At 69.5% G+C, this 20,027-nt stretch carries 17 protein-coding genes; 13 read left to right on the top strand and 4 right to left on the bottom strand.

Translation table 11 applies throughout. From position 1 onward, the window contains the following. Positions 1-5 precede the first annotated feature (5 nt). From FIF60_RS11340 to arsJ, 4 genes are all read left to right on the top strand, one after another. Positions 6-1,496, top strand: a complete 1,491-nt coding sequence (locus FIF60_RS11340) for a tripartite tricarboxylate transporter permease (RefSeq protein ID WP_144186192.1) — start codon at positions 6-8, stop codon at positions 1,494-1,496. A gap of 64 nt (positions 1,497-1,560) precedes the next feature. Then, on the top strand, positions 1,561-2,418 hold the full coding sequence (locus FIF60_RS11335; RefSeq protein WP_144186191.1) for a metalloregulator ArsR/SmtB family transcription factor: 858 nt from the start codon (positions 1,561-1,563) through the stop codon (positions 2,416-2,418). A gap of 4 nt (positions 2,419-2,422) precedes the next feature. Beyond that, complete coding sequence (locus FIF60_RS11330; protein WP_144186190.1) at positions 2,423-3,466, top strand: ArsJ-associated glyceraldehyde-3-phosphate dehydrogenase; 1,044 nt, start codon at positions 2,423-2,425, stop codon at positions 3,464-3,466. A 2-nt stretch (positions 3,467-3,468) separates the two neighbouring features. After that, positions 3,469-4,707: an organoarsenical effux MFS transporter ArsJ gene (gene arsJ, locus FIF60_RS11325; RefSeq protein WP_144186189.1), complete on the top strand. Its 1,239-nt coding sequence runs from the start codon at positions 3,469-3,471 to the stop codon at positions 4,705-4,707. On the opposite strand, the gene FIF60_RS11320 is transcribed toward arsJ, so the two are convergent. Beyond that, the gene (locus tag FIF60_RS11320) at positions 4,670-5,410 is read right to left on the bottom strand and encodes a TetR/AcrR family transcriptional regulator (RefSeq protein WP_144186188.1); all 741 of its coding nucleotides are present in this window, start codon (positions 5,408-5,410) and stop codon (positions 4,670-4,672) included. The two genes, arsJ and FIF60_RS11320, sit on opposite strands and share 38 nt — an antisense overlap. A gap of 77 nt (positions 5,411-5,487) precedes the next feature. On the opposite strand from FIF60_RS11320, the gene FIF60_RS11315 reads away from it, so the two are divergent. The 9 genes from FIF60_RS11315 (at position 5,488) to FIF60_RS11275 (ending at position 16,708) form a co-directional block, all read left to right on the top strand. Next, positions 5,488-7,161, top strand: coding sequence for a class I adenylate-forming enzyme family protein (locus FIF60_RS11315; protein WP_144186187.1), 1,674 nt, complete (start codon positions 5,488-5,490; stop codon positions 7,159-7,161). Between the two features lie 3 nt (positions 7,162-7,164). Next, complete coding sequence (locus tag FIF60_RS11310; RefSeq protein WP_144186186.1) at positions 7,165-7,971, top strand: enoyl-CoA hydratase/isomerase family protein; 807 nt, start codon at positions 7,165-7,167, stop codon at positions 7,969-7,971. Between the two features lie 81 nt (positions 7,972-8,052). Continuing rightward, a complete protein-coding gene (locus tag FIF60_RS11305) occupies positions 8,053-9,114 on the top strand; it encodes an ABC transporter substrate-binding protein (protein ID WP_144186185.1) in 1,062 nt (353 codons plus the stop codon). Positions 9,115-9,145: 31 nt separating this feature from the next. Then, complete coding sequence (locus tag FIF60_RS11300; protein ID WP_144186184.1) at positions 9,146-10,213, top strand: ABC transporter ATP-binding protein; 1,068 nt, start codon at positions 9,146-9,148, stop codon at positions 10,211-10,213. Further along, positions 10,200-11,054, top strand: coding sequence for an ABC transporter permease (locus FIF60_RS11295; protein ID WP_144186183.1), 855 nt, complete (start codon positions 10,200-10,202; stop codon positions 11,052-11,054). The genes FIF60_RS11300 and FIF60_RS11295 overlap by 14 nt, the downstream gene beginning before the upstream one ends. After that, positions 11,041-11,853, top strand: coding sequence for an ABC transporter permease (locus FIF60_RS11290; protein ID WP_144186182.1), 813 nt, complete (start codon positions 11,041-11,043; stop codon positions 11,851-11,853). Before FIF60_RS11295 ends, FIF60_RS11290 begins: the two co-directional genes overlap by 14 nt. 12 nt (positions 11,854-11,865) lie before the next feature. Further along, positions 11,866-13,182: an NAD(P)/FAD-dependent oxidoreductase gene (locus FIF60_RS11285; RefSeq protein WP_144186181.1), complete on the top strand. Its 1,317-nt coding sequence runs from the start codon at positions 11,866-11,868 to the stop codon at positions 13,180-13,182. 93 nt (positions 13,183-13,275) lie between these two features. After that, positions 13,276-15,297, top strand: coding sequence for a molybdopterin-containing oxidoreductase family protein (locus FIF60_RS11280; protein WP_144186180.1), 2,022 nt, complete (start codon positions 13,276-13,278; stop codon positions 15,295-15,297). A 4-nt stretch (positions 15,298-15,301) separates the two neighbouring features. After that, positions 15,302-16,708: an amidase gene (locus FIF60_RS11275; RefSeq protein WP_204251169.1), complete on the top strand. Its 1,407-nt coding sequence runs from the start codon at positions 15,302-15,304 to the stop codon at positions 16,706-16,708. Positions 16,709-16,725: 17 nt separating this feature from the next. Here the strand turns inward: FIF60_RS11275 and rnk are convergent, their stop codons facing one another. The 3 genes from rnk to FIF60_RS11260 form a co-directional block, all read right to left on the bottom strand. Continuing rightward, the gene (gene rnk, locus FIF60_RS11270; protein WP_144186179.1) at positions 16,726-17,157 is read right to left on the bottom strand and encodes a nucleoside diphosphate kinase regulator; all 432 of its coding nucleotides are present in this window, start codon (positions 17,155-17,157) and stop codon (positions 16,726-16,728) included. Between the two features lie 315 nt (positions 17,158-17,472). Beyond that, positions 17,473-19,134 carry an acyl-CoA synthetase gene (locus tag FIF60_RS11265; RefSeq protein WP_144186178.1) on the bottom strand — a complete coding sequence of 554 codons (1,662 nt, stop codon included), beginning with the start codon at positions 19,132-19,134 and terminating at the stop codon, positions 17,473-17,475. Between the two features lie 2 nt (positions 19,135-19,136). Further along, positions 19,137-19,949, bottom strand: coding sequence for an enoyl-CoA hydratase (locus tag FIF60_RS11260; protein WP_144186177.1), 813 nt, complete (start codon positions 19,947-19,949; stop codon positions 19,137-19,139). Positions 19,950-20,027 lie beyond the last annotated feature (78 nt).

Here is a 20,027-nt window from a genome sequence, read left to right as displayed (position 1 = left end):
CGGCGATGCTCGAGTTCCTCGGCGGCGTCCAGGCGATCATGACGGGAGAGCTGCTGCTCGTCGTGTTCATCGGCACACTTCTCGGCATCTTCGTCGGCGCCCTGCCCGGCCTTTCCGGCTCGACGACGAGCGCGCTCCTTCTCCCGCTGACCGTCACCATGAACCCCGTGACGGCGATCGCCTTCCTCGGCGCGATCTACTGCGCCGCGAACTATGGCGGCTCGATCACCGCGATCCTGATCAACACGCCGGGCGATCCCTCCGCCTCCGTCACGGCCTTCGACGGCTACCCCATGGCGGCGCGCGGCGAGGCCGGCCGGGCGCTCGGCATGTCTGCCGTCGCGAGCACGATCGGCGGCATCTTCAGCGTGCTCGTCCTCGTCGTCGCCACCCCGCTTCTGTCGCGCTTCGCCTACAGTTTCGGCCCGCCCGAATACTTCGCGCTCGCCGTGTTCGGGCTTTCCATGCTCGGCGCCGTCGGCGGCGCGGGGGCGCTCAAGAGCCTCATCGCCGGCTGCCTCGGCGTGCTTCTCGCCTGCGTGGGGATGGACCTGACGACGGGCGTCGAACGCTTCACCTTCGGCCTTCCGGACCTGACCGACGGCATCAGCTTCGTGCCTGTGCTGACCGGCCTCTTCGCCGTCGCCGAGCTGATCGAGCAGGCGACGCGGCTCGACGAGAAAGTCGAGCGCCTGCCGATGGCGGCGGCGCGACTTCCCTCGGTCGCCGATTTCCGGAAGGCCGGAAAATCGATCGGCATCGGCAGCGTTCTCGGCACCTTCATCGGTGTGCTCCCTGCGCTCGGGGCGACGACAGCGGCGATCATCACCTACAACGAGGTCCGTCGCTTCTCGCGCCACAAGGAGGAGTTCGGCCGCGGCGCGATCGAAGGCATCGCCGGGCCGGAAGCGGCGAACAACAGCGCCGTCGGCGGCTCGATGGTGCCGACGCTCGCGCTCGGCATCCCCGGCAGCGCGACGACGGCGATCATCCTCGCGGGGCTTCTCGTGCAGGGCGTGCGGCCTGGCCCGCACCTCTTCACCGAACAGCCGCAGTTCCTCTACGCCGTGTTCGGCTCGATGCTCGCGGCCAACCTGATCTTCCTCGTGCTCGGCCTGTTCCTCGCCAAGCTCTTCGCGATGATCACGCTCATCCCCAACGCCATCCTCTGGCCCGCGGTGCTGTTCTGCTCGGTGATCGGCGCCTATGCGCCGAACCAGGCGATGGGCGATGTGTGGACGATGCTGGTGTTCGGCATCGTCGGCTTCCTGTTCCGCCGCCACGGCTTCTCGCCCGCTCCCCTCGTGATGGGCCTCGTGCTCGGCCAGCTTGTCGAGGAGAGCCTGAAGCAGTCCCTGATCATCTTCGACCAGCGCTGGATGGGGTTCCTCGAGCGCCCGGTCGCGGTGACGCTGTTCGCGGTGACGATCGTCCTGTTCGTGCTGCCGCTTCTGTTCCAGGGCTACCGCGCCATGAGGGCACGCGCGGCGCGCTGACAGGGCCGCGCGGCGTCATCGAAGTGTAATGCTCGCAAGACCACAATTCGACTATCGTCGAACCATGGAAGTGGGAACCGCCGCCTTCGCCCTCGCGGCACTCGGGCAGGACACGCGCCTCGCCCTTCTGCGCCTGCTGCTCGCCGCAGGGCCGTCCGGCATGGCCGCGGGCGAGATCGCCGCGGGGCTCGGCGTCGTTCCCTCCACCCTCTCCTTCCACCTTCGCGCGCTGGACCAGGCCGGCCTGATCTCGGCGACGCGCCGGGGAAGGCAGCTGATCTACGCCGTGCAGATCGAGAGGCTGCGCGCACTCATCGCCTTCCTCTCCGAGACCTGCTGCGGCGGCGAGCCTGACCGCTGCGGCAGCCTTGCCGGCTCCTTTCGCCCCGACCTGACGGAGACCGCCCCGATGCCTGCACCGGGCTTCACCGTGTTGTTCCTCTGCACGCGCAACTCCGCGCGTTCGATCATGGCCGAAGCGCTCCTCAACCAGCTCGGCAAAGGTCGGTTCCAGGCCTTCTCCGCCGGCTCGGAGCCTTCGCCATCCGGGCCGATGCCGGAGGTGATCTCCCAGCTCTCAGCCCTCGGCCATGACGTCTCGTCGCTGAGCAGCAAGAGCTGGGCGCTCTTCATGGAGCCGGCAGCCCCGCGCATCGACTTCGTCATCACGCTCTGCGACATGCTTTCGGGCCAGGCCTGCCCCGATTTCGGCGCGACGACGATCACTGCCGCCTGGCCCCTGCCCGACCCTGCGAAGTTCTCGGGCAACGCCGCAGAACGTGCGAGCCTTCTGAACGAGCTCTATGCCGGGCTGCGCCGGCGCATCGAGCTGTTCCTCAGTCTGCCCATCCCCGCGCTCGACCGGATGGCGCTCAAGGCGCACCTCGACGAGCTCGCCCACCCGATCCGCCAGGGCGCGTGAGACCATGCGTGTCGGCATCAACGGCATGGGTCGCATCGGCCGGCTCGCGCTCCGCGCAGCGTTCGGCGCGGCTGAGCGGCCGGACGACGATCCGCGCGCGGGCAATCGGCTGGAGGTGGTGCATCTCAACGAGGTGAAGGGTGGTGCGGCGGCAACCGCCCATCTTCTCGCCTTCGACAGCGTGCAGGGCCGCTGGCGGGCGTCGATCGCGGCGGAGGATGAAAGCGCCTTACGCGTCGGCGACCGTCGGCTCGGCTTCTCGGAGCATGCGCGACCGGTCGACATCCCGTGGGGCGCGCTCGGCGTCGATCTCGTCCTCGAATGCAGCGGGAAGTTCCTCACGCCCGAGACGATCTCGGGCCATCTCGAGCGCGGTGCAAAGCGCGTGATCGTGGCAGCGCCGGTCAAGCGTGCCTCGGTGCTGAACATCGTCGTCGGCGTAAACGAGCATCTCTACGACCCCTCCGCGCACCCGATCGTCACCGCCGCTTCCTGCACGACGAACTGCCTCGCCCCTGTCGTGAAGGTCGTGCACGAGGCGATCGGCATCCGGCACGGGCAGATCACCACGATCCATAACCCGACGAACACCAACGTGGTGACGGACGCGCCGCACAAGGACCTCCGCCGGGCCCGTTCCGCCATGCTGAGCCTGCAGCCGACGACGACGGGAAGCGCGACCGCGATCGCGCTGATCTACCCCGAGCTTGCCGGCAAGCTGAACGGCCACGCCGTGCGGGCGCCCGTCCTGAACGCGAGCCTGACCGACTGCGTGTTCGAGCTTCGCCGTGCGGCGACGGCGGAGGAGGTGAACGCCTTGTTCCGAGACGCCGCGGCAGGCCCGCTTGCCGGCATCCTCGGCTATGAGGAGCGCCCCCTTGTCTCGGCCGACTATGCGCGGGATACGCGAAGCGCGATCATCGACGCGCCCTCGACGATGGTGACGGACGGGACACTCCTGAAGGTCTATGCCTGGTACGACAACGAGATGGGCTATGCCTGCCGCATGGTCGATCTCGCCTCCCACATGCGCGGCGTCGGGATATAGCGATGCCGGCGGGAGCGGCAGCGACGGCTTCGTCCGGGCTTCGGAGCTACGCGATCGTCACGGCCGCCTATTGGAGCTTCACGCTGACCGATGGCGCGCTGCGGATGCTGGTGCTGCTGCACTTCTTCCGCCTCGGCTATTCGCCCTTCACGCTCGCCCTGCTCTTCCTTCTCTACGAGGCTGCCGGGGTGGCGGCGAACATCATCGGCGGCTGGCTCGCCGTGCGGTTCGGCATCGGCCGCATGCTGGCAACGGGGCTTGCGGCGCAGATCGCCGGCTTCCTGCTTCTCTCCGCAGTCTCTCCAGGCTGGAGTGCGGCGCTCTCGGTCGGCTGGGTGGTCGCGGCGCAAGGCATCTCCGGCATCGCCAAGGACCTGACCAAGACGGCAAGCAAGAGCGCGATCAAGCTCACTGCCGGCGAGGCGCATGGGCGGCTGTTCCGCTGGGTCGCGTTCTTCACCGGCAGCAAGAACGCGATGAAGGGCGCCGGCTTCTTCCTGGGCGGGGTGCTGCTCGAGCTGCTCGACTTCCGCACCGCGCTCTGGGCGCTGGCCGGAGCGCTGGCCGTCGTCCTCCTCGGCGTGCTCGCCTCACTGCCGCCCATGTTCGGCCGCGCCGCACCCTCGCGCTCGGTGCGCGAGCTGTTCGGCAAGAGCCGCGCGATCAACCTTCTCGCAGCAGCCCGGATGGCGCTATTCGGGGCGCGCGACGTGTGGTTCGTGGTCGGCCTTCCCGTGTTCCTCTACGCCTCGGGCTGGAGCTTCGCGATGGTCGGCGGCTTCCTCGCGGCCTGGACGATCGGCTACGGCATCGTGCAGGCCGCAGCGCCCGCGCTGATGGGGCGAAGCAGCGACGGCCTGAGCCGCGAGGTGCCCGCCGCGCGGCGCTGGTCTCTGGCGCTCGCTTCCGTGCCGTTCCTGCTTGTCGCAATGATCGAGGCCGGCGTGACGAGGCCAGACCTCGTCGTGCCGGCGGGGCTCTGCGTCTTCGGCGTCCTCTTCGCCGTGAATTCCTCCCTGCATTCCTATCTCGTGCTCGCCTACGCGGGCAGCGAGAAGGCCGCGGAGGATGTCGGCTTCTACTACGCCGCGAACGCAGCGGGGCGGTTCGCAGGAACGCTTCTCTCGGGCCTTCTCTATGTCCAGGGAGGGCTCGCCGCCTGCCTCGTCGCCGCGGGCGCCATGCTCCTCGCCGCTTCGGCGATCACATTCCTCCTGCCGACATCTCGCGCGCCGGCGTAACCCTCCTCCGACGCGGAGGGGGGCGGCCGAACAGCATCCTGTACCAGCCATCGGAAAGCAGGTCGGCCACGGCGTCGTCATCCATCGAGGCGAGCGGCTCGAGCGGCGCGCGCACATGCCTGTCGCGCAACACGCCTTCGACCATGGCGATGCAGGCCAGCGCGCGCGCCGTTCTCTCCGCAGGCGCGATCGCTGCGGCACGCGGGTCGGCCCTGAGCCAGGCACGGACCACGCGTTGGGCGAGCGCAACGTTGGCGGCCTGGCCGATGCGGGCGAAGGCAGGGTCGACATTGCCGAGCTGCATCAGGCAGCGCATCAGCCCCGCGTTGAGGCGATAGACGCGCACATAGTACCGGTTCGCCGCGACGATGCGCTGGTGCAACGCAAGCCGCGGCGCCGGCGCCGGGCGGCGCGCGCTCACGCGCTGCATGAAGTCCGACAGCACGGCCTCCGCGGCGGAGCTGCCATCGACCCAGTAGCGGTAGAAGGTGCCATGCGCGAGCCCGGCGCGCGCCACGCAATCGGCAACCCGCAGCCCATGCAGCCCCTCCGCCTCGAGCGCGGCCGCGACCGCGCCCATCAGCCGAAGCCGCGTCTGCGCCGTCTTGGGCTGCGAAGCCGCAGCGGCGAGGCGCGCGGCGAGATCGTCCTGATACGAGAACGGCCCGCGCTCGCCATCCGGCGCGCCTGCCTGCCGCTCCATCCGCAAATCTGACGTTGACATCACTTTCATTTAACCTGACCGTTCCGGCGACGCCAGAGTTCCGGGAGGGGCCTGCGATGGAAGAGGCAAGAAGCAGGACAGAAGGGACCGACGATCCCGTCCTGCGCGCCCATGCCGCCTTCCGCACGCGCATCGAAGCCGAACCCTTCCTCGCCTCGATCCCCGCCTTCGTCGACGCCGCCGCGGAGCAGCACGGTGAACGGACACTCTGGCGCTTCATCGAGGCGCCCGAGGGCACGCTGCTCACCGAGCTCAGCTACGCTCAGCTTGCCGAGGCGACGCGGCGCGTTGCCGCCGCGCTCGCCCGCGCCGGGGTGAAGCGCGGCGAGCGTGTCGGCGTCATGCTGCCGAACGTTCCGGCCTTTCCCGTCACCTGGCTCGCGCTCGCCCGCCTCGGCGCGATCATGATCCCGATCAACACCGGCTACACGGAACGCGAGCTCGACTACGTGCTCGGCGATGGCGGCGCGACGCATCTCGTCGTCGATGAAGCCTGCCTTCCGCCGGTGCTCGAGCTTCTTGCCCGGCGACCCGCTCTCGAGCGGGGGTGCATCCATGTCCTCGGGCGCCCGCCGCAGGGGATGCGCGCCTGGCGCGACCTTCTCGAAGGCGATGCCGCGGGGCCCGACGGCACACCGCCCGGGCTCGAGGATCTCGTCAACCTCCAGTACACGTCGGGAACGACCGGGTTCCCGAAGGGCTGCATGCTGACCCACCGCTACTGGCTCACGCTCTCGCGGGTCGCGGCGGGGCGCGCGGGCGACGTCCGCGTCGTGCTCGCCGCCCAGCCCTTCTACTACATGGACCCGCAATGGCACCTGCTGATGGCGATGCGCCTCGGCGGTCGCCTCGTCGTCGCACCGAAGCCGTCGGCCACGCGCTTCCTCGACTGGATCAGGCGCGAGGGCGTCGAGTACTGCATCTTCCCGCAGATCGTCCTGAAACAACCCGAATGCGCGGATGATGCCGCGACGGCGCTGAAGCGCGTCTCCGTCTACGGCCTGAGGGGCGAGATGCACGCCGCGCTCGAGCGCCGCTTCGGCTGCATCGCGCGCGAGAGTTTCGGCATGACGGAGATCGGCTCGGGGCTGATGACGCCTGCGGAGGCGACCGAGATGGTCGGCAGCGGAACGTGCGGCCTGCCCTCCCCGTTCCGCGAAGCCTCGATCCGCGACCTCGACGGGCGCGAGCTCGGCCCGGGCGAGACCGGCGAGCTCTGGATCCGCGGGCCGGGCATCCTGCAGGGCTACTGGAACAAGCCGGACGCGAACCAGGAGTCGTTCCGCGAAGGTGGCTGGTTCCGCACTGGCGATCTGTTCAGGCGCGACGAGCGCGGCTTCCACTACATCGTCGGCCGCGTGAAGGACATGATCCGCCGCTCGGGCGAGAACATCGCCGCGCGCGAGGTCGAGGCCGTGCTGCTCGGGCTCGAGCTTGTCGAGGAGGCGGCCGTGATCGGCGTGCCCGATCCCGATCGTGGGCAGGAGGTGAAGGCCTGCCTGGTGCTGAAGCCGGGCGTTGCGGAGGCGGAGCTTCCGCCCGAGGCGGTGTTCGCGCACTGCGCCGCACGGCTTGCCCGGTTCAAGGTGCCGCGCTTCCTCGAGTATCGCACCGCGCTGCCGAAGACGCCCTCGCAGAAAGTGGCCAAGCACCTTCTGGTCGCCGAGCGTGCCGATCTTCGCGAGGGCGCGGTCGACCGTCTCGCGCTCTTCGCGCGCCAGGAGAGCTGAGCGATGCCCATCCGCTACGAGAAGGACGGCCAGGTTGCGGTGTTCACCATCGAGAACGGCTCGGTGAACCCGACGACGCCCGCGATGCACAAGGAACTGCACGCCGCGCTGACGGACTTCCTGCGTGACCCCGCCATGCGCTGCGGCATCCTCACCGGCGCGGGCGAGCGTGCTTTCTCGGCAGGCGACGACATCAAGTCGCCAAGGCGGGAGGCGACCGCCCACGAACAGCTCGGCGACCATCTCTGGCCGCATTCGAGCGAAGGCGAGGCGCCGCATGACTTCTCCTGGTCGCGCGACGTCATCGCCATGGAGCGCTACAAGCCGATCATCGGCGCGGTGAATGGCTGGTGCGTCGGCATGGGGCTGATCTATCTCCTGACATTGACCGACATCCGCCTCGCCGCGACGAATGCGCGATTCGGCTTTCCCGAGATTGCCTATGGCATGGGCGGTGCCGGCGGCTCGACACGCCTGCTGCGCCAGATCCCACCGACCGCAGCGATGTGGATGCTGCTGACGGGTGATGCGATCACGGCGGAGGAGGCCGAAAGAGCCTTCGTCGTCAACCGCGTCGTCGCGCCCGAGCGGCTGATGCACGAGGCCCGCGCGGTGGCGGAGAAGATCTGCCGCCATCCGCCAGAGGCCGTGCGCGTGGAGATGGAGGTCGCCTACCGCGCGCAGGACCTCGCGCGGGCGGATGCGATCGCCTTCACCAAGCATCTCTACAGGCTTCAGCGCATGGGGCTGGCCGGCGGCGGCGATGCGCTCGAGGGCGGCTTCATGTACCGTCGCGATGCCGCGCCATGACGCCCCACGCGGTCGACACGCACGCCCTTGCGCCGCGGGACCATTGCGGTACAGAACCAGGGAAACAGAGGGAGAGCTAGCATGTCCATTCGCATGACACGCCGTGCCGCGCTCGGCGCCGGCCTCGCCGCTGCAACGCTGCCGATGCCGGCGATCGGCCAGGGCAACGCCCCGAAGCCCGATCGCATCGTCGTCAACGCCTCGGGCGGCGCGATGGCGAACCTGTTCCGGCGCACCTACAATGCCGAGTTCGAGAAGCGCCACGGAATCCGCGTCGTCGATACCTCGCCCGTTGATTTCGGCAAGCTCCGCGCCATGGTCGAGAGCGGCAATGTCGAGTGGACCGTCACGGAGCTCGGCGGGCAGGATTTCGTCCGCGCCAAGCAGATGAACCTGCTTGAGCCGCTCGATCTCTCGATCCTCGATCTCTCGCGCTACCCCGAGGCGGTGCGCGACACGCATGTGTTCCCCTCCTCGGTCTACTCGACGGTGATGGCCTACCGGACGGATGTATTCCCGAATGGCAGCCACCCGAAGAGCTGGGCCGAGTTCTGGGACGTTCGCCGCTTCCCGGGGCCCCGCTCGCTTCGCAACCATCCGGTCGACAACCTCGAGTTCGCGCTGCTCGCCGATGGCGTCGCGAAGGACAAGATCTACCCCATCGACATGGACCGGGCCTTCGCCAAGCTCGACCAGATCCGCCAGCACGTGACGGTGTGGTGGACGACCGGGGCGCAGCCCGCGCAGCTCCTCGTCGATCGCGAGGTCGTACTCGCGTCGGGCTGGAACGGCCGGTTCTTCGATGTCGCGAACAAGGGCGCCCCCGTCTCCATCGAATGGTCTGGCGGCTCGGCGAAGCAGAACGCGTTCGGCATCCCCCGGGGCTGCAAGCACCCCTACTGGGCGAACCAGTTCCTGCAGGTGATGACGACGCCACAGCTCCAGGCCGTCTACGCAACGGAGCTCGCCTATCCCGGCCTTCACCCCGACACGGTGAACTACGTCGAGGAGAAGGTGCGGCCGCACCTGCCGACGACGCCTGCCAATCTCGAGAAGCAGTTCTGGCTCGGCGTCGACTGGTGGACGGAGAACGGCCAGAAGGCACAGGAAGCCTGGAACCGCTGGATGCTCCGCCGCGGATGACGGCGCGCAACCTGGCCGGGAGCCTCCGCGCGTGGACCTGACGTTGCGAGGCGTGGTGCGGCGCTTCGGCGCCGTCACCGCGCTCGCGGGCGTGGATCTCAACGTGGCCGAGGGGGAGCTGCTCACCATCCTCGGCCCGTCCGGGTCCGGCAAGACGACGCTTCTCAAGATCGTCGCGGGCTTCGAGTTCCCTGACGAGGGAAGCGTGCGTCTCGGCGCGACGGATGTGACCATGTCGCCGCCGCGGTCGCGCGATGTCGGCATGGTGTTCCAGAACTATGCGCTGTTTCCGCATCTGACGGTGGCGCAGAACGTCTCCTTCCCGCTCGAGATGCGACATGTTCCGAAGGCCGAGCGGCAGCGGCGCGTGGCGGAGGCGCTCGCCCTCGTCGAGCTCGCCGAGTATGGCGAACGCCTGCCGCGGCAGCTCTCCGGCGGACAGCAGCAGCGCGTCGCGCTCGCGCGGGCGATCGTGTTTAACCCCCGCCTCCTGCTGCTCGACGAACCCTTCGGTGCGCTCGACCGCAAGCTGCGCGAGGTGATGCAGCTCGAGGTGCGGCGGCTGCAGCGACGGCTGAAGCTCACCACGCTCTTCATCACGCATGACCAGGAGGAGGCGCTTATCCTCTCCGACCGGATCGCGGTGATGAATGCGGGGCGCATCGAGCAGATCGGCCTTCCGGGAGACGTGTATGCGCGACCGACCACGCGGTTCGTCGCCGATTTCGTCGGCGAATCGAACCTGCTCGAGGGAACCCTCCTCGATGCCGGGGCAGCGGAGGTTCCGCGCTTCGGCCGCGTCGCGCTCGCGGCCGATGGCGCGCAGCCCGGCACGCGTGCGACGCTGCTCGTGCGCCCCGAGGCGCTGCGCGTCGGCGCGGACGCGGCGGGCCTCGCAAACCGCGCTACGGGCCGCATCGTCGAGACGGTGTTCCTCGGCCTCTCCGTGAAGCTTCGCATGGCGCTCGAGGGCGGGCTCGAGCTTCTCGCGCGCCTGCCGCTCCGCCCGTCCGAGCCGCTTCCCGTCGCGGAGGGCGAGGAGGTGCCGATCGGCTTCTCGCCCGAGGACGTCCACGTGATTGCCCATGGCGCACGCTAGCGCGCGGCGCGATCCTGCGCGTGCGAGGGAGCGGACGCTTCTCGCCCTCGCCGCCCCGGCTCTGATCGTGCTCGCCGTGCTGTTCGTCTGGCCGCTGATCCGCCTCCTGTCGATGTCGGTGGAGGGCGGCACGCTCGCGCAGTTCGAGAAGGCGGCGCTCGACGAGCTCTACGTCGCTGTGCTGTGGGACAGCCTCGAGATCGCTCTGATCGTGACAGTGATCTGCCTTGTCCTTGCCTATCCGGTGGCGATGTGGATCGTGCAGGCCGGACGGCTCGGCTTCATCCTCGGGATGTTCTTCCTTCTCCTGCCGTTCTGGACGAGCGTCCTCGTCCGCACCTATGCCTGGATGGTGCTGCTCGGCCGCAACGGCATCATCAACCGGATGCTGCGCGACTGGGGATGGATCGAGTTCCCCCTGCCGCTTCTGCACAACCTGCTCGGCGTGCTCATCGGCATCGTCCACGTGATGCTGCCCTACATGGTCATCCCGATCTACGCCGCACTCCTGCGCATCGATCCCGACCTGAAGCGCGCCGCGGAAGGCCTGGGCGCTCCTGCCTGGCGCACCTTCCTCCGGGTCACGCTGCCGCTGTCGCTTCCCGGCGTGTTCGCCGGTTCCGCGCTCGTCTTCGTCATCACGCTCGGCTTCTTCATCACGCCCGCGCTCTTGGGCGGCGGCCGCGTGGTGATGATCGCGACGCTGATCGAGCAGCAGGTGCGCGAGTTCCTCGACTGGAACTTCGCCGCAGCGCTCGCGACCGTGCTCCTTGTCGTCACGCTCGCGATCTATGCGCTGCTCGGCAGGCTGACTGGGGGGCAAGGCCATGCCGCGCGCTAGGCGTCCGGCGCAGCCGGGACGGGTCGTTCTCACGATTGTCGCCTCTCTCGTGTTCGCCTTCCTCATGCTGCCGCTCGTCGTCGTGTTCCCGATCTCGGTCTCCTCTGCGGCCTATCTCCAGTTCCCGCCGCCGGGCTTCTCCTGGCAGTGGTACGAGCGTTTCCTCGACGATCCGACCTGGGTCGAATCCGCGATCCGCAGCTTCAAGGTCGCCCTTCTCTGCACTGCCCTCTCGATGGGCCTCGGTGTGCCACTCTCCTTCGCGCTGGTGCGCTCGCGGCTCTGGGGCATGCGGCTTGCCGACAAGCTGGTGGCGGCGCCGATCATCGTGCCCAACATCATCCTGTCGATCGCGATCTACAGCCTGTTTTCGCGGCTGCAGCTGATCGGCGCGTGGTACGGCATCGCGGTGGCGCACACGATCCTCGCCCTTCCCTTCGTGGTCATCCTGGTCTCGGCCGGCTTGCGCACCTTCGACGAGGCGCAGGAGCAGGCGGCGATGGGGCTCGGCGCGTCCTGGGGCGTGGCGGTGTGGCGGATCACGCTGCCGCAGCTTCGCCCGAGCCTGATCGCTGCCGGCTTCCTCGCCTTCGTCACCTCGTTCGACGAGCTGGTGATCGCGATGTTCCTCTCCGGCGCGTCGATGACGCTGCCCAAGAAGATGTTCGACAATATCATGCTCGAGATCGACCCGACGATCGCTGCCGTGTCGGTGATGCAGATCGTGCTCGCCTGCATCTGCCTCGGCGCGGCCGCGCTGTTCGGCCGGGGCGTGGTTCCCGGTGCGGCAACGAAATAGACGAGGCTGAGGATGGACCGCTCGATCTTCCACCCCGAGTTCAAGCCCCGCCCCTACTGGTGGGAGGCGATCCCAATGGGCGAGAACCCCGTCGCCGAGCTTCCCGCCAAGGCTGACGTGGTGATCGTTGGCGGCGGGCACACCGCGCTCAACTGCGCGATCGAGCTCGGCCGCGACGGCGTCAGGCCCGTCGTTCTCGAAGCGGAGGATTTCGGCTTCGGCGCCTCGACGCGCAATGGCGGCGCCGTGTCGGTAGGCGTCAATCTCGGCAAGGGCATGTCGGGCGCGAAGGCGGGCGGCGCCGATCCGACGGTGCAGGCGATGATCGGCGACGCCGCGGAGAGCTTCACGCATATCGAGTCGGTGATCGCCCGCGAGGGGATAGACTGCCACTACGAGCGTTCGGGCCGTTTCGTCGGCGCCTTCGCGAGGAAGCACTACGACAGCTTTGCCAAGCGCGTCGCGATGCTGAACGAGCTCGCCGACGCGGACGCAAAGCTGGTTCCCCGCGAGCGCGTGCGCGAGGAGATCGCGACCGACTACTATCACGGCGGCATGACGATCGAGCGCAGCGGCAAGCTTCACCCCGCGCTCTATCACCGCGGGCTGATGGCGGCGGCGGAACGCCATGGCGCAACGCTCGTTGGCAAGACGCGCGCGGGCCGGCTCAGCCGCAACGGCTCGGCCTGGACGGTCGAGACCTCTCGCGGAACGATCGCGGCGAACGAGGTGGTGATCGCGACGAACGGCTACACGGGCGGGCTGACGCCAGACCTCAAGCGCCGCGTGATCCCTCTCGCCTCCCACATCATCGCGACCGAACCGCTCGACCCCGGGCGCGCGAAGAGCCTGATCCCGAAGGGACGGACGATCTCCGACACGCCGCGCGTCCTCACCTACTACCGGATGTCGCCCGACGGAACCCGCGTGCTGTTCGGCGGCCGTGCGCGCTTCACGCCTGTCGAGCCGGAAGTCTCCGCCGCGGCGCTGCACGGGATGATGGTCGCGCGCTGGCCGCAGCTGAAGGGCGTGCGCGTCACCCATGGCTGGATGGGCAACACCGCCTTCTCCTTCGATTTCCTTCCCCACATGGGGGTGACGCAGAAGGGGCTGCACTACGCCATGGGCTGCAACGGCTCGGGCGTGGCGATGCTCTCCTATCTCGGCGCGCAGGTGGCGCGGAAGATCCTCGGCGGCGGCAACAGCATCAACGCCTTCGACGGGCGGGATTTCCCGACCATGCCGCTCTACACAGGCTACCCGTGGTTCCTGCCGATCATCGGCGGCTGGTACCGGTTCCGCGACTGGCTCGACCGCCGCGTGGCCTGAGGGTGGTTTCCTGATCCGTCGCGTCGGTCCATCCTCGGGGCGGAAGCGGTGCGCGGCCGGTCAGCAGCCCGCGCGAGGAGAGAGGTGTGCACGATGGCCCAGGTCAGAACCGTCTGCGCGCATGATTGCCCCGACATGTGCTCGCTCGTCGTCGAGGTCGAGAACGGTCGGGTCCTGAAGGTCGCGGGCGACCCGGAGCAGCCCTACACGGCAGGCTATGCCTGCGCCAAGGTGAACCGCGACGCGGAGCTCGTGCATTCGCCCGAGCGCATCCGCACGCCCCTTCGACGCACCGGGAAGAAGGGCACCGGCAGCTTCGAGGAGATCACCTGGGAGGCAGCGCTCGAGGAGATCGAGCGGCGCTGGAAGGCGATCATCGCCGAAAGCGGGCCGCTTGCGCTGCTCGGCTACGCCTATTCGGCGCACCAGGGGCAGATCAACCGCCACATCGTCAACGGGCTGTTCCACGCCCTCGGAACGAGCCGTCTGCAGGCCGGAACGGTCTGCGACACGTGCTGCGAGACGGCGTGGGACCTCACGCTCGGCCCGGTCGGCGGCGCCGACCCGGAGAGCGTCGTCGACAGCGAGCTCGTCATCGCCTGGGGCTGCGACCTCATGGCCGTGAACGTGCATTTCTGGACGAAGCTCGAGGAGGTGCGGAAGCGCGGCGTGAAGCTCGTGGTCATCGACCCGCGCCGGAGCCGGACCGCGCACCAGGCCGATTGGCACATCCCCATCAACATCGGCACCGATGCCGCGCTCGCCATCGGCATCGCGCACGTCCTCGCGCGCGATGGCCTGCTCGACCGCGCGTACATCGCCGCACACACGCTCGGCTTCGAGCGGTGGGAGAAGGAGGTGCTGCCGCGCTTCACGCCCGCGCGCGTCGCCGCGATCACCGGGCTTGCCGCCGGCGACGTCGAGCGCCTCGCGGCGATGTACGGCGCGGCGAAACGCTCCTTCATCCGCCTCGGCGAGGGAATGACGCGGCTTGCCCGCGGCGGCCAGGCGCTGCGGGCCGTGGCCACGCTTCCCGCGCTGACCGGCGCCTACGGGCGCCGCGGCGGCGGCGCGCTTCTGCTGACGGCCGCCTCGATGGACTTCGACTTCTCTTTCGTTCGCAAGCCGGGCGGTCCAGCCGCGACGCGGCTCGTCAACCAGAGCCTGTTGGGACGGGCGCTGCTCGAGATGCGGGACCCGAAGCTGCGGGGCCTTTTCATCGCCGCGAACAACCCCGCCGTCACCTGCCCCGACGTGAGTGCCGTGCGACAGGGGCTCTCGCGCGAGGATCTGTTCACGGTGGTGCATGACCCGTTCATGACCGACACGGCGCTCTATGCCGACATCGTGCTGCCTGCGACGACCTATCTCGAGACGGAGGATTTCTACCGCGGCTACGGCAATTTCTGGGTGCAGTACGGCGCGGCCGCCGTGCCGGCGCAGCACCAGGCCTGGTCGAATTTTCGCCTCGCGCAGGAACTCGCCCGCCGCTTCGGCCTCGATGCGCCGGTGTTCCGGATGAGCGAGCGCGAGATTGTTCCGCATTTCTTCAAGGGCAGCACCGGCGCCGTCGCCGCGATCGAGCCCGCCTCGCTGTTCGACCATCGTGCCCGCAAGGCCGCCCCACCCGAGGGGCAGCGCTTCGCAACCGCTTCGGGGAGGCTCGAGATCTTCTCCGCCACGCTCGAGGGGCAGGGCCTGCCGCCGATGCCGGACTGGCAGGAGGATGAGGAGGAAGCCCGCGACGCCGCGCGCTGGCCGCTTCGCCTTCTCACCGCGCCGTCGTATTTCCAGGCGCACACGGCGTTCTCCGGGGTGGCCTTCCTGCGCGGCCGCGAGGGAGAGCCGTTCTGCGTCCTGCACCCGGAGGATGCCGCGCGTCGCGGGGTGAAGGACGGCCAGCATGTACGCCTCCGGAACGATCGAGCGGCGATCCGGCTTCGCCTGAAAATTTCGGACGAGGTCCGCCCCGGGGTCTGCCTCGTTCCGGGTCAGCGCCCGGCCGGCGAGGCGTCGGGCGGCACCGTCAACATGCTCTGCTCCGACCGGTTGACCGACATCGGGGAAGGCGCGACCTATCAGTCGACCTTCCTCGAGGTCGAAGCCGCGGAGTAGCCCTATGCCCCATGACGCCTCGCTCGCCACCCTCTCCGCGCGAGCGATGCGCGACCTCGTCGCCTCGCGCCAGGTCTCTCCGGTCGAGATCGCCGAGGCGGTGCTCCGCCGGGTCGATGCGCTCGAGCCGTCGCTGAACGCCTTCGTCGTGCGTGACGGCGAGCGCGCGATGGACGCAGCGCGCGAGGCCGAGCGCGCGGTCACGGCGGGGAAGCCGCTCGGGCCGCTGCACGGCGTGCCGGTGACGATCAAGGATATCCAGGCCGCCGCCGGCCTGCCGACGCGCCGCGGCTCGCGCCTGTCCGACGCCACGCCGACAGCGGAGGATGCGCCCTCCGTCGCGCGGCTTCGCGCAGCAGGGGCCATCATCATCGGCAAGACGACGATGCCCGAGGCTGGCTGGATCGCGGCGAGCGACAGCCCGCTGACGGGGGCGACGCACAATCCGTGGAAGCATGGGATGACGGCGGGCGGCTCCTCCTCCGGTGCCGCCGCGCTCGCCGCCGCAGGCTGCGCGCCGCTGCATCTCGGAACCGACGGCGCGGGCTCGGTGCGCCTGCCGGCGCATTTCTGCGGCGTCGTGGGCTTCAAGCCGACCTACGGCTCGGTCCCGTATGTTCCGGTGCCGAACAATTTCGCCGTCTCGCATATCGGGCCGATCACGCGTGACGTGGAGGACGCGGCGCTGATGCTGGCGGTGATGTCGGGCGCCCACCCGCTCGACCTCACCACCCTGCCCTCGCCGTTCCCCGCAACGCTCGGCTCGCGGCCACTCGCGGGCCTCCGCATCGCCTACAGCCCCGATCTCGGGCATGCGCGCGTCGATGCCGATGTCGCCGCCGCCGTCGCTGACGCGGCGAAGACGTTCGAGCGGCTCGGCGCCACGGTCGAGCAGGTGACGCCGCCCTGGGGAACGCAAGGGGGAGAGCTCTGCCGCGCACTCTGGGGCCCGCCGCTCCTGCCGCTCATTCCGGCCGAAGAGTCCCGCCGCGGGGAGATGGATCCGGGGCTGCGCGCCCTGCTGGCGGAAGCGACGAAGCAGAACGTGACCGAAATCCTCGCCGCGCAGACGCGGAGGCTCGCCTATGCCGGCGCGGTGAACACCTGGTTCGCGAGCGGCTGGGACCTGCTGCTCACGCCGTCTGCCTCCGTTGCCGCCTTCCCCGTCGGCCGCGTGCGGCCCGAACACTGGCCGGAGCACGGGTGGGACTGGATCGTCTGGGCGGAGTTCTCCTACCCGTTCAACCTCTCGCACGGCCCCGCGATTTCCGTGCCATGCGGGCTGGCCGGCAACGGCATGCCGATCGGGCTTCAGCTCGGCGGACCGCGGCTGGCAGACCGCCTGGTGATGCAGGCGGCCGCCGCCTTCCTCGAGGCCCAGCCTTTCGCGATCGTCCCCGCGCGCGCGTGACGAACCGCGGGCGACGCTCAGCCCCGCCCGTCGAGCGGCTCGCGCGAGACCTCGAGAACGGTGATGAGCCGTTCGCGCCCGTCCTGCATCGGGCAGAGGATCGACTGGCCCGCGGCGAGGCCGAGCAGCCCCGCCCCGATCAGGGTCAGGACCGAAACGCGGCCTGCGTCGATGTCGGCATCGGGCGGATAGACGAGCTGCACACGACGCGTTTCGCCGGTGGCCTCGTCGCGGTAGGCAACATGGGAATGCATGGACACCACCCCAGGCGGCACGTCCTCGGGGGCGACGACGGTCGCGCGCTCGATCTCGCGCAGCAGAAGGCTGCTGACCGCAGGGGTTCGCGAGGCGGCAGCCGAGGCGAGGCCGTAGAGGCGCTCCTCGTCGGCTGCGGAGATGACCACGGGCGGGGCGGAGGATCGGTCGATTGTGGTGGGCTTGCGCGTCATCGTAGGGTGCCTTTGCGTCTGGCCCTTGGCCGCCTGCGCGCTCTCCGGCTGCGCCGCGTGCACGGCGCCCGCGCGGGTACGGCGCGCCTGGGCGGACCTCAGGGGATGTGAAGTGTGCGGTGTGTATGCGCCCCCAAGGTCCCGCCGCGGCGCGACCTCAGCGCGTGCGAACGGACCCGGGGGCTAGGAGCCCACGAGCAGAAGGCCCGCCCAACGAGGGCGGCACGGTGACACATGTTGCCGCATGGCTGTCAGCCTAGCCTGTCCGTCCCCGAAGCTCAATGCATCCCCCTGGCGCGGCCGCCCTCCTGGCGATCAGGCGCTGTCCTCGCCGCGCGCGAGCCGGCGCAGCACGTGCTTCTGCACCTTGCCCGTCGAGGTGCGCGGCACGGGGGCGAACACCACCTTCCGCGGCGCCTTGAAGTGCGCGATCGCACCGCGCACGAAGGCGACCAGCTCCTCCGCCGTCGTGGTCATGTCCGGCTTGAGCTCGACGAAGGCGCACGGGCTTTCGCCCCAGCGCGCGTCGGGCATCGCGACGACTGCGGCGACGGCAACGGCCGGGTGCTTGTAGAGGGCGTCCTCCACCTCGATCGAGGAGATGTTCTCCCCTCCCGAGATGATGATGTCCTTGGTGCGATCCTTGAGCTGGATGTAGCCGTCCCGGTCGATCACGCCGAGATCGCCCGTGTGGAACCAGCCGCCGGCGAAGGCCGCCTGCGTCGCCGCTTCGTCCTTGAGATAGCCCTTCATGACGACATTGCCGCGCATCATGACCTCGCCGATGGTCTCGCCGTCCGCCGGCACGGGCTCGAGCGTGGCGGGATCGGCCACCGTCAGGCCCTCGAGCGCCTGGTAGCGCACACCCTGCCGCGCCATCTTCCGCGCGCGCTCGGCCAGCGGCAGCGCGTTCCAGGCGTCGTGCCACTCGTTGACCACCGCCGGGCCGTAGACTTCCGTCAGGCCATAGACGTGGCAGACGCGAAACCCCGCCTCGCCCATCGCGGCGAGCACGGCTTCGGGCGGCGGCGCGGCGGCGGTGACGAAGGTCGGCGTTCCAGCGATGCGCGGCCGGTCCGCCTCGGGAACCTCGAGAAGCGTTGCCATCACGATCGGTGCACCACAGAGATGCGTCACGCCATGCGCGGCAATGAGCCGCCACATCTCCGGGCCCCTGACGGACCGCAGGCACACATGGGTGCCGGCGAGCGCGGTGATCGTCCAGGGAAAGCACCAGCCGTTGCAGTGGAACATCGGCAGCGTCCAGAGATAGACCGGGTGCCGCCCGAGATCGGCCGCCGTGACGTTTCCGAGCGCGAGCAGGTGCGCCCCGCGATGATGGTAGACGACACCCTTGGGGCGCCCCGTTGTGCCGCTCGTGTAGTTGAGCGTGATCGCGTCCCACTCGTCGTCCGGCATGGGCCATTCCCACGCTGGATCGCCGGATGCGAGCAGCGCGTCGTAGGCGATCCCGCCGATGCTTTCGCCGCGCGACGCCTCCGGGCAGAGCGGATCATCGACCTCGATGACCAGAACCGGCTCCGTGCAACGCGCCAGCGCGGCGCGCAGAAGCGGGATGAATTCCCGATCGACGATGACGGCGCGGGCCTCGCCATGGCTGAGGATGTAGGCGATCGTCTCGGCATCGAGCCGCGTGTTGATGGCGTTCAAGACCGCGCCGGCCATCGGCACGCCGAAATGCGCTTCCAGCATCGCCGGCCCGTTCGGCAGCAGCGCGGCCACCGTCTCGCCACGGCCGATGCCGCGCGACGCCAGCGCCGAGGCAAGCCGCACGCAGCGATCATGAAAGGCGCGATAGGTGGTCACCCCACCCGCGTGCAGGATGGCCGGACGTTCGGGAAACACCGAAGCAGCGCGCGCGAGGAACGGCAGCGGCGAGAGCGGCACGAAGTTCGCCGGGTTGCGCGGCATGCCGGCATCGTACTTGCCCTGCCCCTGCGGCCCTCGCACCTCCATGCTCAGCGGTCCTCCCACACCGGTTCGCGCTTGCCGAGGAAGGCGCCGATGCCTTCCGCGGCATCATGCGCCATCAGGTTCTCGACCATCACGGCGGCGGCGTCGCGGTAGGCATCGGCGAGGTCGCAGTCGATCTGCCTGTGAAACGCCGCCTTGCCGAGCCGCACCGTGAGGGTGGAGCGGCCGGCGATTTTCCGCGCGAGCGCGAGCGCCGCGTCCCGTGCCGTGCCCGCGCCGACCACGCGGTTCACGAGGCCGATGCGGTGCGCCTCCGACGCATCGATCATGTCGCCCGTCAGGAGCATCTCCATCGCCGCCTTGCGCGGCACGGCGCGGGACAGCGCGACGGCGGGAGTGGCGCAGAAGAGGCCGATCGATACGCCAGGCGTGCAGAAGCGCGCGCCATCCTCCGCGACGGCGAGGTCGCACGTCGCGACGAGCTGGCAGCCGGCAGCGGTGGCGATGCCATGGACCGCGGCGATGACGGGCTGCGGCAGTGCCGTGATGCCCTGCATGATGGTGGCGCAGGCGCCCATGGCGTTGGCGAAGAAGGCCGCGCCGCCATCCGGGTCGGACCGGTGGGCGGTGAGCTCGGCGAGATCGTGCCCGGCACAGAAGGCTGGCCCCGCCCCGGCGATGACGACCGCCCGCACGGCCGGGTCTGCCGCGATGGAGACGAGGGTGGCGTTGAGCGCGCCGAGCGTGGCGAGCGAGAGGCTGTTGCGCCGCGCCGGACGGTTGAGCGTGATCAGGCCGACGCCGCCCTCGCCGAGCTCGTAGAGGATCGGTGTGTCGGGGTGCGCATGGCTGTCCATCGGCGTTCCTTCGCAGGCGCTTGTTGACCCCCGAGGGTGCCGCCGGATCGGCCGTGATGCCAGTGCCTGCAAACCTCC

Origin of the sequence: Elioraea rosea, assembly GCF_007644105.1 — a bacterium.
Taxonomy (GTDB): Bacteria; Pseudomonadota; Alphaproteobacteria; order Acetobacterales; family Acetobacteraceae; genus Elioraea_A; species Elioraea_A rosea.
Note: the sequence above shows the minus strand (reverse complement) of the source record. Positions and strands in the feature narration are given on the sequence as shown.

Bases quoted from the DNA above. Each gene is read 5' to 3' on its own strand.
- FIF60_RS11340 (WP_144186192.1), top strand. From the start codon at position 6: ATGCTCGAGTTCCTCGGCGGCGTCCAGGCGATCATGACGGGAGAGCTG.
- FIF60_RS11335 (WP_144186191.1), top strand. From the start codon at position 1,561: ATGGAAGTGGGAACCGCCGCCTTCGCCCTCGCGGCACTCGGGCAGGAC.
- FIF60_RS11330 (WP_144186190.1), top strand. From the start codon at position 2,423: ATGCGTGTCGGCATCAACGGCATGGGTCGCATCGGCCGGCTCGCGCTC.
- arsJ (WP_144186189.1), top strand. From the start codon at position 3,469: ATGCCGGCGGGAGCGGCAGCGACGGCTTCGTCCGGGCTTCGGAGCTAC.
- FIF60_RS11320 (WP_144186188.1), bottom strand. From the start codon at position 5,410: ATGGAGCGGCAGGCAGGCGCGCCGGATGGCGAGCGCGGGCCGTTCTCG.
- FIF60_RS11315 (WP_144186187.1), top strand. From the start codon at position 5,488: ATGGAAGAGGCAAGAAGCAGGACAGAAGGGACCGACGATCCCGTCCTG.
- FIF60_RS11310 (WP_144186186.1), top strand. From the start codon at position 7,165: ATGCCCATCCGCTACGAGAAGGACGGCCAGGTTGCGGTGTTCACCATC.
- FIF60_RS11305 (WP_144186185.1), top strand. From the start codon at position 8,053: ATGTCCATTCGCATGACACGCCGTGCCGCGCTCGGCGCCGGCCTCGCC.
- FIF60_RS11295 (WP_144186183.1), top strand. From the start codon at position 10,200: ATGGCGCACGCTAGCGCGCGGCGCGATCCTGCGCGTGCGAGGGAGCGG.
- FIF60_RS11290 (WP_144186182.1), top strand. From the start codon at position 11,041: ATGCCGCGCGCTAGGCGTCCGGCGCAGCCGGGACGGGTCGTTCTCACG.
- FIF60_RS11285 (WP_144186181.1), top strand. From the start codon at position 11,866: ATGGACCGCTCGATCTTCCACCCCGAGTTCAAGCCCCGCCCCTACTGG.
- FIF60_RS11280 (WP_144186180.1), top strand. From the start codon at position 13,276: ATGGCCCAGGTCAGAACCGTCTGCGCGCATGATTGCCCCGACATGTGC.
- FIF60_RS11275 (WP_204251169.1), top strand. From the start codon at position 15,302: ATGCCCCATGACGCCTCGCTCGCCACCCTCTCCGCGCGAGCGATGCGC.
- rnk (WP_144186179.1), bottom strand. From the start codon at position 17,157: ATGACGCGCAAGCCCACCACAATCGACCGATCCTCCGCCCCGCCCGTG.
- FIF60_RS11265 (WP_144186178.1), bottom strand. From the start codon at position 19,134: ATGGAGGTGCGAGGGCCGCAGGGGCAGGGCAAGTACGATGCCGGCATG.
- FIF60_RS11260 (WP_144186177.1), bottom strand. From the start codon at position 19,949: ATGGACAGCCATGCGCACCCCGACACACCGATCCTCTACGAGCTCGGC.